This is a genomic window from Planosporangium thailandense, from assembly GCF_011947195.1.
GTDB classification, from domain to species: Bacteria; Actinomycetota; Actinomycetes; order Mycobacteriales; family Micromonosporaceae; genus Planosporangium; species Planosporangium thailandense.
In genome coordinates, this window is the sequence record NZ_JAATVY010000023.1 from 1 (window position 1) to 14682 (window position 14682).

General features: G+C 68.9%; 18 protein-coding genes and 2 pseudogenes. 12 read left to right on the forward strand and 8 right to left on the reverse strand.

Annotation, left to right across the window (positions count from 1 at the left end; all coding sequences use genetic code 11):
• Positions 1–122: 122 nt before the first annotated feature.
• Positions 123–1484 carry a dihydrolipoyl dehydrogenase family protein gene (locus tag HC031_RS24660; protein ID WP_167927800.1) on the reverse strand — a complete coding sequence of 454 codons (1362 nt, stop codon included), beginning with the start codon at positions 1482–1484 and terminating at the stop codon, positions 123–125.
• 17 nt (positions 1485–1501) lie between these two features.
• Between HC031_RS24660 and HC031_RS24665 the strand changes: the two genes are divergently transcribed.
• Both HC031_RS24665 and rpmJ read left to right on the forward strand, forming a co-directional pair.
• Positions 1502–1897: a hypothetical protein gene (locus tag HC031_RS24665; RefSeq protein WP_167927801.1), complete on the forward strand. Its 396-nt coding sequence runs from the start codon at positions 1502–1504 to the stop codon at positions 1895–1897.
• Positions 1898–1954: 57 nt separating this feature from the next.
• A complete protein-coding gene (rpmJ, locus tag HC031_RS24670; protein ID WP_167927802.1) occupies positions 1955–2077 on the forward strand; it encodes a 50S ribosomal protein L36 in 123 nt (40 codons plus the stop codon).
• A gap of 347 nt (positions 2078–2424) precedes the next feature.
• Here the strand turns inward: rpmJ and HC031_RS24675 are convergent, their stop codons facing one another.
• On the reverse strand, positions 2425–2898 hold the full coding sequence (locus HC031_RS24675; protein WP_167927803.1) for a MarR family winged helix-turn-helix transcriptional regulator: 474 nt from the start codon (positions 2896–2898) through the stop codon (positions 2425–2427).
• 127 nt (positions 2899–3025) lie between these two features.
• On the opposite strand from HC031_RS24675, the gene HC031_RS24680 reads away from it, so the two are divergent.
• From HC031_RS24680 to HC031_RS24710, 7 genes are all read left to right on the forward strand, one after another.
• Positions 3026–3586, forward strand: coding sequence for a YceI family protein (locus HC031_RS24680; protein ID WP_167927804.1), 561 nt, complete (start codon positions 3026–3028; stop codon positions 3584–3586).
• A 99-nt stretch (positions 3587–3685) separates the two neighbouring features.
• On the forward strand, positions 3686–4453 hold the full coding sequence (locus tag HC031_RS24685) for a pirin family protein (RefSeq protein ID WP_167927805.1): 768 nt from the start codon (positions 3686–3688) through the stop codon (positions 4451–4453).
• Positions 4454–4484: 31 nt separating this feature from the next.
• Positions 4485–5585, forward strand: coding sequence for a maleylacetate reductase (locus HC031_RS24690; protein WP_167927806.1), 1101 nt, complete (start codon positions 4485–4487; stop codon positions 5583–5585).
• Positions 5586–5636: 51 nt separating this feature from the next.
• Positions 5637–6140 (forward strand): VOC family protein, encoded by a 504-nt coding sequence (locus HC031_RS24695; RefSeq protein ID WP_167927807.1) that lies wholly within the window; start codon positions 5637–5639, stop codon positions 6138–6140.
• On the forward strand, positions 6140–7075 hold the full coding sequence (locus tag HC031_RS24700; RefSeq protein WP_167927808.1) for a pirin family protein: 936 nt from the start codon (positions 6140–6142) through the stop codon (positions 7073–7075). The genes HC031_RS24695 and HC031_RS24700 overlap by 1 nt, the downstream gene beginning before the upstream one ends.
• 8 nt (positions 7076–7083) lie before the next feature.
• Complete coding sequence (locus HC031_RS24705; RefSeq protein WP_167927809.1) at positions 7084–7599, forward strand: carboxymuconolactone decarboxylase family protein; 516 nt, start codon at positions 7084–7086, stop codon at positions 7597–7599.
• A complete protein-coding gene (locus HC031_RS24710; RefSeq protein WP_167927810.1) occupies positions 7596–7919 on the forward strand; it encodes a GNAT family N-acetyltransferase in 324 nt (107 codons plus the stop codon). Before HC031_RS24705 ends, HC031_RS24710 begins: the two co-directional genes overlap by 4 nt.
• Positions 7920–7997: 78 nt before the next feature.
• On the opposite strand, the pseudogene HC031_RS24715 reads toward HC031_RS24710, so the two are convergent.
• The 3 genes and pseudogenes from HC031_RS24715 to HC031_RS33425 form a co-directional block, all read right to left on the reverse strand.
• Positions 7998–8686, reverse strand: a pseudogene (locus HC031_RS24715) (IS6 family transposase).
• A 182-nt stretch (positions 8687–8868) separates the two neighbouring features.
• The gene (locus HC031_RS33420; RefSeq protein ID WP_240942945.1) at positions 8869–9168 is read right to left on the reverse strand and encodes a hypothetical protein; all 300 of its coding nucleotides are present in this window, start codon (positions 9166–9168) and stop codon (positions 8869–8871) included.
• A 15-nt stretch (positions 9169–9183) separates the two neighbouring features.
• Positions 9184–9585: pseudogene (locus tag HC031_RS33425) on the reverse strand (transposase); the annotation flags it as partial.
• A 17-nt stretch (positions 9586–9602) separates the two neighbouring features.
• Between HC031_RS33425 and HC031_RS24725 the strand changes: the two are divergent.
• On the forward strand, positions 9603–10667 hold the full coding sequence (locus HC031_RS24725) for an integrase core domain-containing protein (protein ID WP_167927811.1): 1065 nt from the start codon (positions 9603–9605) through the stop codon (positions 10665–10667).
• 112 nt (positions 10668–10779) lie between these two features.
• Here HC031_RS24725 and HC031_RS24730 read toward each other — a convergent pair whose 3' ends face one another.
• Positions 10780–11364, reverse strand: a complete 585-nt coding sequence (locus tag HC031_RS24730; RefSeq protein WP_167927812.1) for a DUF1684 domain-containing protein — start codon at positions 11362–11364, stop codon at positions 10780–10782.
• Between the two features lie 832 nt (positions 11365–12196).
• On the opposite strand from HC031_RS24730, the gene HC031_RS32625 reads away from it, so the two are divergent.
• Both HC031_RS32625 and HC031_RS32630 read left to right on the forward strand, forming a co-directional pair.
• On the forward strand, positions 12197–12886 hold the full coding sequence (locus HC031_RS32625) for a helix-turn-helix domain-containing protein (protein WP_205863209.1): 690 nt from the start codon (positions 12197–12199) through the stop codon (positions 12884–12886).
• A 23-nt stretch (positions 12887–12909) separates the two neighbouring features.
• The gene (locus HC031_RS32630; protein WP_338090823.1) at positions 12910–13287 is read left to right on the forward strand and encodes an integrase core domain-containing protein; all 378 of its coding nucleotides are present in this window, start codon (positions 12910–12912) and stop codon (positions 13285–13287) included.
• A 113-nt stretch (positions 13288–13400) separates the two neighbouring features.
• Here HC031_RS32630 and HC031_RS24740 read toward each other — a convergent pair whose 3' ends face one another.
• Together HC031_RS24740 and HC031_RS24745 are read right to left on the reverse strand one after the other, a co-directional pair.
• Complete coding sequence (locus tag HC031_RS24740) at positions 13401–13877, reverse strand: hypothetical protein (protein WP_205863210.1); 477 nt, start codon at positions 13875–13877, stop codon at positions 13401–13403.
• The gene (locus tag HC031_RS24745) at positions 13874–14674 is read right to left on the reverse strand and encodes an NAD(P)H-binding protein (RefSeq protein ID WP_167927813.1); all 801 of its coding nucleotides are present in this window, start codon (positions 14672–14674) and stop codon (positions 13874–13876) included. Before HC031_RS24745 ends, HC031_RS24740 begins: the two co-directional genes overlap by 4 nt.
• Positions 14675–14682 lie beyond the last annotated feature (8 nt).

Genomic DNA, 14682 nt, shown 5'->3' on the forward strand with positions numbered 1-14682 from the left:
CAGCCGTGACCGCAGCGTTGGGCACGACCTACGTCGAGGCCTTCGCCCTGTCGCACCCACTGGCCAGGCGCGAAGCACCCGGTCCCGCTCGGCGTCGCTCACCAGTCCCCTCGCGGCATGGCTCAGCGAAGGGCTTCCAGGGCGGCCTCCACGGTCCGGTGGAAAGTTGGATAGGTGTAGATCATGTGCCGGAGGCGCTCGACGGGCACTTCCGCCTGGACGGCGACGTTCAGCCCGTACAGCACCTCGCCTCCAGCCGGTCCGGTCGAGGTCGCGCCGATCAGGACGCCCCGATCAGCGTCCTCGACCAGCTTGATGAAACCGTCGTTGCCCGGTCCGTGGATCCAGCCACGGGTCGAGGAGGCGATCGGCACCATGCCGGTGCGCACGCGCAGGCCCCGGTCGCGGGCCTGCTGCTCGGTGAGCCCCACGGCCGCGATCTCGGGATCGGTGAAGGTGACCCGAGGCAGCGCCCGATAGTCGGCGTCGGGACCGGGCTGGCCAAGAATGGCCCGGACGGCGATCTGGGCCTGGTACATCGACACGTGGGTGAAAGCGCCGCGGCCGGTGATGTCGCCGACCGCCCACAACCCCGGCGCGGCGCGCAGCTGTCCGTCCGTGGACACGGCTGCGGCCGCCGGATCAAGCCCCATCGTGTCGACCCCCAGCGCGGCGAGCTCGGCGCGCCGCCCGGTGGCCACGAGCAGCCGCTCCGCGTGCAGCGCCTCGCCCGCACCCTCGAGGCGTACCGTGAACCCCGAAGCGTCATGGCTGACCTCCCGTACCCGAGCGGCGGTCAGCACGCTCACGCCGTCGGCCCCCAACACCTTCGCGGCCAGTTCCCCGGCTTCCGGTTCCTCCTGCGACAGCAGCCTCTCCTGCCCCTCGATCACCGTGACCGCGCAGCCGAAGCGGGCGAACACCTGGGCGAGTTCCACGCCGATGGCGCCCCCGCCCAGCACGAGCATCGAAGTCGGCAGCTCCTTGGTCGCCACAGCGTCCCGATTGGTCCAGTACGGCGTCGTGGCAAGGCCCGGAATCGGAGGGATCCGCGGCCGGCTGCCCGTGGCCAGCACGACACCGCGCCGGGCCTCGAAGGTGCGTTGGCCGACCGCCACCCGGCGCGGCCCGGTGAGGCGCCCGGTTCCGCGGACGAGCCGCCCGCCTTTGGCCGCGAGGCGATCGACCGCAACCTGGTCGTTCCAGTCGTCGGTGGCCTCGTCGCGGATACGTCCGGCGACCCGGCTCCAGTCCGCGGTCACCTCGGCGTCGCCGGCCAGGGAGGACAAGCGGCGCGCCTCGGCAAGCAGGTTCCCAGCCCGGATCATCATCTTGCTGGGCACGCACCCCCAGTACGGACACTCGCCTCCGACGAGCTCCGCCTCGATCCCCACCACGTCGAGTCCGGCTTCGGCCAACGCGCCGGCCACGTACTCGCCGCCGGGCCCCAGACCGACGACGACCACATCCACCTGCTCGCTCATCCTCACGCTCCTACTCCGTGCAGTTACCGGACGGACTCCCTGGCACCGAGCCCAGAGCGGCCCAACGACGCCACCTGCCCACCAACGCGACCGACTGCGCGGCGGTGACGGCGATGCGCGCCGACACCGGCAGCGCCATTGAGGCGATCAGCCGTATCACCGAGGCCATCGGGCGGACCCACGATATCCAGGAGAGCATCTCGGCGGCCATCGAGGTACAGACCGATGCCACCCGGTCGATCGAGACGAGTGCGGAGGCGGCCGCCCGCTCGTCCGCCGACATCGCACGGTCGGTCGAAAGCGTGGCGCTCGCGATCGAGACGACCGTGGTGCACCCCACGCCCGGGCCCTGGCGGCCCGGCCGAACCGGCCGGGACGGTCTCGGCACCTCGGGAATCCGGACGGGCTCCTGAGCGTTGTCGATGCCGTGACGGCTGGGAAGCCAACCGTCGGGTCGGAAAGAGGCACTGATGAAGGTTCGCAGCTCGGTACGGGCATTGAAGCGCAAGCCGGGGTCGGTGGTGGTGCGTCGCCGCGGCCGGGTGCGTGTGGTCAACCGCACCAACCCGCGATGGAATAGTCGCCAAGGCTGACGTCGACGAGTGAGCGCGAGGACGAACACGGGCGGACTCGACGCGTCAAGCGCGGCACCGCACCATGAGTTCGGGAGCAGTAGTGACCGTTGCGCCGAGGGCCTGGCCGGGCACCGGTAGGCATCGGCCGGAAAAGATGTCTGTGACCGGCATCAGCGTGTCGGGATGACACCGGGCGGGGCTCTTCGGTAGGCGCGCTGGCGACCAGACCGGTTGTGCCACAACCGAAGAGTCCGCGTGGGTTGCAGCTTACCGCCGATCCGACGGTGATCGGTGGAACGGTAAGGAACAATATGCCAGGCCGTCGCCACCGTCGCCCCGGGTGGAGCGGCGGCCGGTCCAAAGCCTCAGCCCCCCGTTTCGACGGCGGCGTCGAGTTGAGCGAGCACCTGCTGGGACACCCGCTGGAGGGTGGCGATCTGGTCGCGGGTGAGCCCGTCGAAGAACAGGCGCCGGACGGCGGCGACGTGGCCGGGCGCGGCGGCGGTGATGGCCTGCCGGCCGGCGTCGGTGAGCACCACGAAGGCGCCCCGGCCGTCCTCGGTGCATTCCTCGCGTGTGATGAGGCCGCGGCGCTGCATCCGGGTGAGGTGGTGGGACAGGCGACTCTGCTCCCACTGCAGATTGCGCTGGAGCTCGTAGGGCCGTATCCGCCCGTCCGGGACGTCGGTGAGCTGCACCAGCACCTCGTAGTCGGCCAGCGACAGGCCGGAATCGGCCTGCAACTGTCGACCGAGTTGGGCGGTCAGTTGCGCCTGCATACGCATGAACGCCCGCCAGGCGCGCTGCTCGTCGTCGTCGAGCCATCGAGTGCCCGTCATGCGGCCATTCTAGCGTGGTTCATGACACATCATGCACCCCTTGCACTGCATGACCCGTCATGTAAATTGGAGGCACGTAGATGACGCATCATCTACACGACGACAGAAATGCTTCGGAGGCACCCCGATGACCACCCTCACCGCCGACCTGGCCACCCTGACCGGCAGCTACACCCTCGACCCCTCGCACACCCGCATCGGGTTCGTCGCCCGCCACGCGATGGTGACCAAGGTGCGCGGCGCGTTCAACGAGTTCGAAGGCAGTGCGTACATCGACGGCGCCAACCCCGCCCTCTCGAAGGCCACGGTGACCATCAAGGCCGCCAGCATCGACACCCGCAACGCCGATCGCGACGGGCACCTGCGCAGCAACGACTTCCTGGCCATGGACCAGTACCCGGAGATCACCTTCGTGTCCACCGCCGTGCGTCAGACCGGTGACAACAGCTTCGACCTGACCGGCGACCTCACCATCAAGGGCGTGACCAAGCCCGTGACCGTGCCGTTCACGTACGAGGGCGCGGCGACCGACCCGTTCGGCAACGTCCGGGTCGGCTTCGAGGGCTCGGTGACGATCAACCGCAAGGACTACGGCGTGACCTGGAACGCCGCGCTCGAGACCGGCGGCGTGCTGGTCAGCGAGAAGATCACCCTCGAGTTCGAGGTCTCGGCGATCAAGAACGCCTGACCCGATAGCTGCTGTCCCGCCGGCCCCGAGGGGGGCGCGGCCGGCGGGACAGCCACCCGACATTCCGCGTTCATCTCCCTCGCCGTGAAGGGACGTCCCATGCGCACCCTGCTGAACCCGCAGATCGACATCCGCCGCGCCGACGACCGGTTCAAGACCGAGATCGGCTGGCTGGACTCCAAGCACTCGTTCTCGTTCGGCCACCACTACGACCACCGCAACACCCACCACGGGCTGCTGCTGGTCAACAACGACGACATCGTCGTCCCCGGCATGGGCTTCGAGACCCACCCGCACCGCGACATGGAGATCGTCACCTGGGTAATGCGCGGATCACTGGTCCACCAGGACTCCACCGGCCACAACGGCGTGATCTACCCCGGCCTCGCGCAGCGGATGAGCGCCGGCACCGGCATCCTGCACTCCGAGAAGAACGACTCCTGGCGGCTGCAGGGCCAGCAGCACGACGAGCCGGTGCACTTCGTGCAGATGTGGGTCGTGCCCGACGAGGCCGGCATCACCCCGGGCTACGAGCAGCTCGAAATCGACGAGAAGCTGCTGTCGTCCGGCGCGCTCATCCCCGTCGCCTCCGGCATGGACCGCCACGACGGCGAGGCCGCGATCCGGATCAAGAACCGGTACGCCGCGCTCTACGCCGCCCGCCTGGCGCCCGGCCAGAGCGTCGAACTGCCGGACGCACCGTATGTGCACCTGTTCGTGCCGCGCGGTGCCGTGACACTCGAAGGCTCCGGTCCGCTCGGCGCCGGCGACGCCGTGCGCTTCACCGCCGTCGGCGGCCAGCGGGTCACCACGACCGAGCCCGCCGAGATCCTGGTGTGGGAGATGCACGCCACCCTCGCCGCCTGAACATATCTTGACCGAGGACGCGGGAGACGCCATGGAACTGCCCGAAGCGCGCTGGCGGGAGGAGTTCACCTACGACGCGCCCGTACTGGCCGACCGTTCGGTGCGGGTGGTCTTCGGCGTCGGCTCCCTGTACCGGATAGGCGGTGAGGCAGCGCAGCTCGGCTGCCGGGCGCTGCTGATCGCTGGCCCGCACGAGGACGCGGCAGCCGACGTGGTAGCCGCGGAGCTGGGCCCGGACCTGGCGGGGCGGCTGCGCGACGTGGCCCAGCACGTGCCGACCGACCTGGCCCACGAGGCGACATACCGGGCGACACAACTAGGTGCCGAGGTGCTCCTCGCCGTCGGTGGCGGCTCGGCGACCGGGCTGGCCAAGGTGATCGCCCTGCGCACCGGACTACCGATCCTGGCGGTCCCGACGACCTACGCCGGCAGCGAGATGACCCCGATCTGGGGGCTCACCGACGCACAGGGCAAGACCACCGGCCGGGACGCGCGGGTAATCCCGCGTACGGTGCTGTACGACCCGACCCTGACCGTCTCGCTGCCACCGCAACTCACCGCGGCCAGCGGGATGAACGCGCTGGCCCACGCGCTCGAGGCGTTGTACGCGCCCGACGCCACCCCGCTACTGGCCACGGTCGCTGAGGAGGCGCTCCGGGCCCTGGCCGAGGCGCTCCCGGTGGTCGTGGCCAAGCCGGACGACCTCGACGCGCGAGCACACCTGCTGTTCGGCGGGTGGCTGGCCGGCTGGGCGCTGGGCAGCGCCACCATGGGCCTGCACCACAAACTCGCCCACGTCCTCGGCGGCACCTACCGGCTACCGCACGCCGACCTCCACAGTGCACTGCTCCCCCAGGTCGCCGCGTTCAACGCCACTGCTGCACCCGAGGCATTCACCCGCGCGGCGCGGGCGATGCACGTCGGTTCCGGCCGTTGCGTGGGTCAGGCCCTGTTCGACCTGGCCACCACGGTGGGCGCACCGACCTCGCTGGCCAAGCTGGGCCTGGAGCCGGACGCGGTCGAAAGCGTAGCCGCGTCCGTTGCCGCCGCAACCGTCGGCAACCCGCGCCCGGTCACCGAGGCCGACCTTGTCCACCTCCTGCGCGCCGCGTTCGTGGGTAACCGCCCCTAAAGAACCGGCCACGGGCACCACAACCCGTCTCCCGACCCCGCAGAGGAAACGATGTCCAAAACCCCACCCGATCTCAACGCGATCGAGGCCGAACGGCAGCGCATCCGCGATGCCCACCTCCGCCCCGCCACGCAGCGTCCCCTGTCCACGGCACGCGGGCTGCACCACACCGCGCTGATCAGCAGCGACGTCGAGCGGACGATCCACTTCTACCAGGACCTGCTGGGCTTCCCGCTCACCGAACTGATCGAGAACCGCGACTACCCCGGCTCCTCGCACTTCTTCTTCGACATCGGCAACCGCAACCTGCTCGCCTTCTTCGACTTCCCCGGCCTCGACCTCGGCCCGTACGCGGAGGTGCTCGGCGGCCTGCACCATTGCGCGATCTCCATGGAGCCAGCTCGCTGGGACGAGATCGTGCGTCGCCTGGACGAGGCCGGCGTCGAATACGTCATCCACAGCGGCGTCTCGGTCTACTTCCGCGACCCCGACGGCGCCCGCATCGAGCTCATCGCCGACCCGCTCGGCGAGATGTACGGAAACGAGGTGCTGTGATGAGCGGACCGGTCGACGCGACCGACGCCCCGCCCGCCGTGGCTGACGCCAGCCATCCCACCGCGCCCTGCGTGGAGGTCAGCGACAGCCGCGACGAGCAGGTCGGCAAGATCCGGGTCCGCCGGGCTCTGCCACGCAAGGGCCGCCGCACGGTCGGCGCCTGGTGCTTCGCCGACCACATGGGGCCGGCCGACGTGACCGAGAACAGCGGTCTCGACGTCGGCCCCCACCCGCACATCGGCCTGCAGACCGTCACCTGGCTCATCGACGGGCAGGTGCTGCACCGCGACAGCCTCGGCTCAGAGCAGGTCATCAAGCCCGGCCAGCTCAACCTGATGACCTCGGGCGATGCGGTCTCGCACGCCGAGGAGGCCACCGGCCACTACCGTGGCACCCTCGAAGGCATCCAGCTGTGGGTGGCGCTGCCCGAGGCCACCCGGCACGGCGGCGCGGCGTTCGAGCACCACGCCGAGCTACCGCAGGGCGAGCTCGACGGTGCGGTCGCGACCGTCCTTGTTGGCGACTTCGCCAACCTGTCCAGCCCGGCCCGGCACGACACTCCGCTGGTCGGCGTGGAGCTCGCCCTGCACCGGCCGACCACCGTGCCGCTGCGGCCGGACTTCGAGTATGCCGTCGTGGTCCTGGAGGGGTCGGTCGGCATCGGCGGCACGGCGCTGCCTCCGGGCAAGCTCGGCTACCTCGGCCGCGGCCGGGATGAGCTGCGTGTCGACGTGCGCGAGCCGGCCCGTGCGATGCTGCTCGGCGGCGAGCCGTTCGCCGACCCGATCGTCATGTGGTGGAACTTCGTGGCCCGCAGCCGCGCCGAGATCGACGCCGCATACGAATCCTGGGCCAGGCAGGACGACCGGTTCGGCCGGGTGCGCTCGTCCCTGCCGCTGATTCCGGCCAAGGCCCCGTACTGGCACCAAGCCTGAGGACAGCGATGACCGACGAGAGAGTGTTCATCGACAAACAGCACCCCCAGGTGTACCGGGCACAGCGCGAGGTCGCCCAGGCGGTACGGCAGGCCACCCAGGACGCCGGACTCGACCGCGCCCTCGTGGAGCTGGTCAACATCCGGGTCTCCCAGCTCAACCGCTGCGCCTACTGCCTGAACATCCACGTCCGCGACGCCCTGGTCGGCGGTGAGACCACGCAACGCATCGCGGTCCTGCCGGCGTGGCGCGACACCACCCTGTTCACCGCCAAGGAGCGCGCCGCCCTGACGCTGGCCGAGTCGCTCACCACCCTGCCTTCTGGCCGTACCCAGGACCAGGACTACGCCGACGCGGCCCGGCACCTGACCGAAGACGAGATCTCGGCCGTCAGCTGGGTGACCATCGCGATGAACGCCTTCAACCGGATCTCCGTCGTCAGCCGCCACCCGGTCAGGCCGCAGGCGACCGCCGATTCGCCCGACAACGGCCGGACCCCGTACGCAGGAAAGGACACCTCGTGACCGCCACCGTCCGCGACAACCCAGCCAAGAGCCGCTACGAGGTCTACGACGACGACACGCTGGCCGGATTCTCCGCCTACAAACTCACTGGCGACACGATCGCTTTCACCCATACCGAGGTCGACCGCGCGTTCGGCGGCCGCGGCCTGGCCAGGCAGCTCGTCGCGGCCGAACTCGACGACGCCCGACGGCGCGGGCTCGCCGTCCTGCCGTTCTGCCCGTACGTCCGCAAGGTCATCGCCGAGAACCTGGACACCTACCTCGACCTCGTCCCCCAGGAAAAGCGCGACCGTTTCGACCTTCCGCACAGCACCGGCTGACCCGGCGGAGGCAACACCGAGGGTGGCGTTGCGTTGCGGGATCGACGAACGCGTTGAACTCTCGCGCCGAGTCGGAGGTCAGATCGCTTGGGCGAGTTCGGTGAATGCCGCGGCGACCCGCTGGCGGGTGGGGCGTCGATTCCGAGTTCGTAGTGCCCGCGTCGTAGGTTATGCATGAAGGCGTGCCCGGCGATGATCACGTGTGCTGTCTTGTCCGTTCGTAGCCCGCGCATCGGTGTCAGCCGGTGTTTGAGCCGTCCGGGATCCGCCTCAATCGGATTGTTGGCGTACTGCTCGATGTGGTGCCACGCGGATGGGATCAGCTCGTCGAGGACGGCCGGGTAGACCGCGGCGGCGTCGGTGACCACCTCGTTCGGCGTCACGTTCAACGCCGACAACGCCCGCCGGAAGAACCGCCGAGCCGCGCCGGCGTCCCGGCGGGCCGAGACGAGCACGTCGATGATCTGTCCATACTGGTGTATCGCCCGGTATACGTAGCGCCAGACACCGTTGACCTTGACGTAGGTCTCGTCGACATGCCACCTATCGCCCGGTGACTGGCGGGCAAACCGGGCCGCGTCGGCCAACAGTGGCGTGAACCGCTGCACCCACCGGTAGACGGTGACATGGTCGACCTCGATGCCGCGTTCAACCAACAGCTCCTCCACGTCTCTATACGACAGGTTGTAACGCAGGTACCAGCGGACCGCGACCACGATCACCTCGGGCGGGAACCGGAACCCGGCGAACGCCGACCGCGACGGCAGCCAAGAGCGAGGACGGGTTGATGGCTTCACCGGTCAAGCCTGCCTCGATCTTGCCAATACTCAATGCAACGGAGCCGTCAGAGTTGCCTTCGGTAACGGTGAGTGATGTCAGCCGCCGACCGCAACCTTCGTCGGCAGCACCTGCGCCAGGTTGAGCCATCCCCTTCTGGCTCCCCTCTGTGTCAAGACGCCACCGGGATTGGGGTTCTAAGCTGTGTCTTGGCGGGTCCGGGAAGTGACTTCTCCGAAGAGCCGGCATGGGGATGAGAGCTGGTCACGCTGGAGTCAGTAGTCGTTCCCTGGTGTCCTCCCGGACCCGTCGTCGCAGCCGCCGCGACGTCGTTGATCATCTGTCGGTAGGCGATGTCGGACAAGCGCCGTTTCAGCGCCCGCATGGCTTCCATGGATGTCTTGCCGGAGGCTTTCTTGCGGTCGAAGTACGCGCGGCCCTCGGTGGGGTTGCGCAGTTGGACGGTGGCCATGATGTGCAGCACGCGGTTGATCTGCCGGTTGCCGGCGCGGGAGAGCCGGTGGCGGACCTGCTCGCCGGAGGAGGCGTCGATGGGGGCGGTGCCGTTCCAGGAGGCGAAGTGGGCCCGCCGGGGAAGCGGGTGATGTCGCCGACCTCGACCAGCAGCCGGGCGGCGCCGGAGGGTCCGATGCCGTGCAGGTCCATCAGCGTGGTGCCGGTGGCGGCCACCAGGTCCGTGAGCTCTTTGTCGGCGGCCTTGGAGCGTTGGTAGACACGTTCGAGGTCGGCGATCAGTTCCGCGGCCACCCGGCGGCGGGCCTTGCCGGCGGCGTCGCGGGGCCGGACTGTGGCCAGCAACGTGTGGGGCTCGAATACTCGGTTCGGCCGTCCTGAAGTGCAGTTCTGTGCAAGATCGAGCCCTGCACAACCATCATGCTCGTGGCCATGAGCGTATCGCTGGTGTACCTACTCCTGCGCCAGATCCTGCAAATGTTGACCCAGCTCGCCCGGGACGGCGGCGCCAAGGATGTCGAGATCCTGGTGCTCCGCCATCAGGTGGCGGTGCTGCGCCGCCAGGTGCACCGCCCCGACCTCCAACCCGCCGACCGGGTGGTACTGGCAGTGCTGTCGCGGCTACTGCCCCGCCCACGCTGGTCGGTATTCTTCGTGACTCCGGCGACGCTTCTTCGTTGGCATCGTGAGCTGTTCGCCCGACACTGGACGTACCCGCACGCACGACCCGGCCGGCCACCGGTCGACAAGCAGGTCCGTGACCTGGTGCTGCGCCTCGCGGCGGAGAACCCATCGTGGGGGCACCGACGGGTACAGGGTGAGCTGGTCGGGCTGGGCTGCCGGTTGGCGGCCAGCACGGTGTGGAAGATCCTCAACCAGGCCGGGGTCGACCCGGCGCCCCGGCGGTCTGGGCCGACTTGGAAGCAGTTCCTCGCCGCCCAGGCGCACACAATCCTGGCGTGCGATTTCTTCACCGTCGACACGGTGTTGTTCAAGCGGATCTACGTGCTGTTCTTCGTGGAGATCGCCACCCGCCAGGTCCACGTCGTCGGGGTAACCGCACATCCGACCGGCACCTGGGTAGCCCAGCAGGCACGGAATCTACTCATGGACCTCGACCAGCGCGCGACGGGGCTGCGGTTCCTGCTCCGCGACCGCGACACGAAGTTCACGAGCGTATTCGACGCGGTGTTCACCGCCGAGGGCATCGACGTGATCAAGAATCCGCCGCGGGCGACCCGAGCGAACTCATTCGCGGAGCGCTGGGTGGGCACCGTACGCCGCGAATGCACCGATCGGATGCTCATCGTCGGCGAGCGACACCTGGCGGCCGTACTTGCCGGGTACACCTCGCACTACAACGGCCACCGTCCACATCGCTCACTGGGACAACGGCCACCGAACCCACCAACGAGAGTCGTTGACCTGAACGCCGCCCGCGTTCAACGGCGGCCGATCCTGGGCGGGCTGATCAACGAGTACTCGCAGGCCGCGTAGCCCGAACCGACTTTACGAGCCCCACAGGTCGGTGCCGCCGCGCATGTCGTAAGGAGATCAGCGATCATTCAATACCCGCGCAGACGACCTGCCGGCCCGACACGAGATGAGCTCACAGATAGCGAAGCTCGCCGGCGCGCACCCGATCGTTCAGCCAGTTCTCGCGCGGCGCGAGCGGACAGGCCCATCTGCTGTCGTACGCGCACGACGGGTTGTACGCGTAGTTGAAGTTCAGCCGGACCCGACCAGGTCCGACCACCTGAAGCCCCCTACCGTGCGTGCCCTTTGCCGTATCGGTGAGGTAGCGCCCCCCGCCGTACGTCTCGCTTCCACAGGTACCGTCGCGGAACGGCAGAAACAGGCCGCCACCGTATGCGGCGATCCACCACAACGACAGCGGACCCCACGGGGTGGTGAGCACACCCACCCGGTCATATCGGATAACTCCGTCGGGCCCACCAGTGTCTATGTTCAACCCGCCGGGCTCCTCCCGCAGCGCCACCTCGACAATCACATCGTCAGACGGCGGAAAGTATCGGAGCCCCGAAAACGTCGCCCGTTCGGCGGGTGGGATGGGCGACTGCGGATGGCTGGCGAACAGTTCGTCGCGACGGGCCCGAAACTCGGCAAGCCCGCAGGTGGATAGGTACAGCCGAGCCACCGCTTCCCGGTAGTCGGCCAGCTCGATGGCCTGCATAGACCCACGCTATCCGGTGACTCCGCCGGTAGGGACGCCTCCCCACCCCGAAGGGGCGTTCTGCGAGCAGGTTAGGAGGTGCCGGCCCAGCAGTGTTCGGCTGTGGCCGCGCGATGCTCCCCTGTCATGCGCCGACTTGACGCCGGCGAGGCGGAAACCCTCATCGTGGGCAGAGCCATCCGCTCGCGGCGCGGACCGTCGTCCGCTGCGGCCGCCGTCACACCGGACGGCGGCCGCCGCAGGCGGCACAACTGATCGTCAACCACGGAGCGCACACGCGGCTATCTGCGACCCGGAAATGGAGAGATAGAAACGAGAAACCACAGGTCACGGGCCTGCGGCCACGCGCACTCAGCCGGCAGCCTTGAGCTGAAAACGTCGCACCGTCCACTTTGACCAGTGTGAACCCGCGTACTGGGCGGAGGGGCTCCGTTGGGCTCGAATGCAGACCGAACGGCGCCCACGGTCGCACCTTCGACTGGGCACAGCTCCCGACCGTCTGGCTCATCGGAGCGTACGAGCACCGACAGGCTTCCTCGATGTGCCCTTGTTGCTCGGAGCCGAGGTCGAAGTACGCGTTGAGGTAGTCCTCTGAACTAAGGTCGCTGGCCCTCGCGAGCGAGAACACCTCGGCTCCATGGTCGACGCCGTCGAACAGCTGGCACGCTGAACAGCTCGGCTCCCGCCCGCCCCAAGCGCCGATCGGACTGTCCGATCAGTTTCGGGCTAGACATGTTCGTGTGGGTGCCGAAAACCCCGTCCATGGGCTGTGATCTGCCGATTCTCGGATACAGCCGAAGGCCGGGACACGGGTACGCCAGGATGATCCATCGTGCTGCTGCGACTGCCCTACCTGGCCCTGACAAGCGTGGTCACCCTCATCCGGCTGCTGCCGATGAGCGAGGTGGACAAGAACGTCGAGATCCTTGCGCTGCGCCACCAGCTCGCCGTCCTGCAGCGCCAGCACGACAAGCCCTGCCTCACCGTGACTGACCGGGCCTTCCTCGCCGCCTTCCTGCACCGGCTACCCAGACCGAAACTGCGCCAGCTGCACTTGATCGTCTCCCCCGACACCGTCCTGCGCTGGCACCGCGACCTGCTCCGGCGCCATCACGCCAAGATGTCCCGCCCGAAACGGCCCGGCCGACCGCCCACCGTTCGCAGTATCAAGGCCCTCATCCTGCGCCTGACCCGGGAGAATCCCAGCTGGGGGTACCGGCGCATTCACGGCGAACTGGCCACCCTGGGAATCAAGGTCGCCCCGTCCACGGTCTGGGAAATCCTCAACGCCCACGGGATCGAGCCCGCGCCCCACCGAGACCGCCAGACCTGGGCCACCTTCCTGCGCGGCCAGGCACACGCGATCCTCGCCGCTGACGCCTTCGAGACCCGGACTTTGACCGGGCACGGCTGTACGTCTTCGCCGCCGTCGAACACGCCACTCGTCGCGTCCGCGTCCTCGGCGTCACCGCCCACCCCACCGCGGCGTGGACCACCCAACTGGCCCGCAACCTGGTCATAGACCTCCAGGACGCCGGCGCCACCGTGAGGTACCTAATCCGCGACCGCGACAGCAAGTACTCGGCCGCCTTCGACGCGGTCTTCCACACCGAAGGCATCGCCATCGTGAAGACCGGAATCCACGTCCCGCGCATGAACGCGATCATGGAACGGTGGGTACGCACCTGCCGGACCGAACTCCTCGACCGCACCCTGATCCTGAACCAGGCCCACCTGCTGCACGCACTGCGCGAGTACGAGACCTTCTACAACGAGCACCGGACCCACCGCGCTCTCCACGCCGCGGCACCCCTGCGCCCGCTCCCCCAACCGATCACCCCACCAGACACACTCGACCACCTCGACATCCGACGACGCGATCGACTCGGCGGCATCCTCCACGAATACCGACACGCCGCTTGACCTGCCCGGACGGCATTTTCGGCACCTACAGTGTTCGTCAGGTCGTTCGCCGCTGTCCACGTGGGCGCCGGCGCGGACGAGGGCGACGCGTTCGGGCGCGTTGGCCGTCTCAGCTACCGGATCGCGTTTGGTACGGGCCCGTCACCGTGGGGTGTCGGTTGTTCCGGGACCGGCTCCCGCTGGCTGAGCACGCGTTCGGACAGGAGCAGCACGACCGGAATGATCACGCCCAGGCTGAGCAGGATGGTCTGGGTGATCGCGTCGACCGGCGGGAAGTGTTGGAGGTGGGTGGCGTGGAACACTAGATGCGGCACCGAGAACACCAGGTTGGCGGCGAGCGCGGTACGAACCATGCGGCGGTCCATGCTCACCGCCGCGACACCGACAACGAGCACGTACGCGAGCGTCCCCGCTCCCACATCGCGCATCAGGTGCTCGTTGTACGGCGGCAGCAGCGACACCCAGGGGTGCCCGGCCGCGGGAAAGTCATCGTAGAACACCCGCGGCAGCAACAGTTGCACCGCGCCGGCCGCGCCTTGGGCGACAGCAAGGAAGACCAGTCCCACACGTAGCCAGGTACGCGCGTTCACCGGAGCCTCCCTCGGTAGGACACGCGCGTGGGGTCCGCGTGCCGCGTCAGGCACTCCTCAAAGGTGATCTTGCCGGCCGCGTGCTCTGGAGCGAGGTTGCCGCCGCGCCGATAAGCGCGGAAGACCATGCCCGGCAGGCGAACGGGCAGGATGGGACGGCGGCGTCCGGTCGCCCGCAGGTAGGAACCGGCCAGCTCGCGGGCGGCGCGTACCTGCGGCCCGGCGAAGTCCGGGGCGTGAGCGACCGGGTCGCCAAGAGCCAGTTCGGCGAGCCGGGTGGCCACCTCGCTCACGTCGACGGGTTGGAAGCTGAGGTCCGGCACCGGCATCACCGGCGACTTGGCCGCTGCCGCGAGCATGGTTCGGACAAGGTCGTGGAACTGGGTGGCGCGCAAGATCGTGTACGGCAGGCCGGAGTGCTCGATCAGCCTCTCGGCCGCCAACTTCGCCCGGTAGTAGCCCAGCGGCACCCGATCGACGCCGACGATCGAGATGTACACCAGGTGCGGCACGTCCGCCCGCTGCGCGGCCTCGACCACCGTCCGGGCGACATCGACCTCCGCCCCGCGGCCGAACGCGGTGGCGCAATGGACGATCACGTCGACGCCGGCCACAGCTTCCCCGACGCCCCGGCCCGACCGCAGATCCGCGATCGCCCACTCGTACCGCCCGCCGTCGTGGGCGGCTCTGGGCCGTCGGCTCATCACCCGTACCTCACGCCCCGCAGCCAGCAGCCGCACGGCCACCTGCCGGCCGAGCAGGCCGGTGCCCCCAGTGACCAAAATCCGTTCCGACACGGAACTCT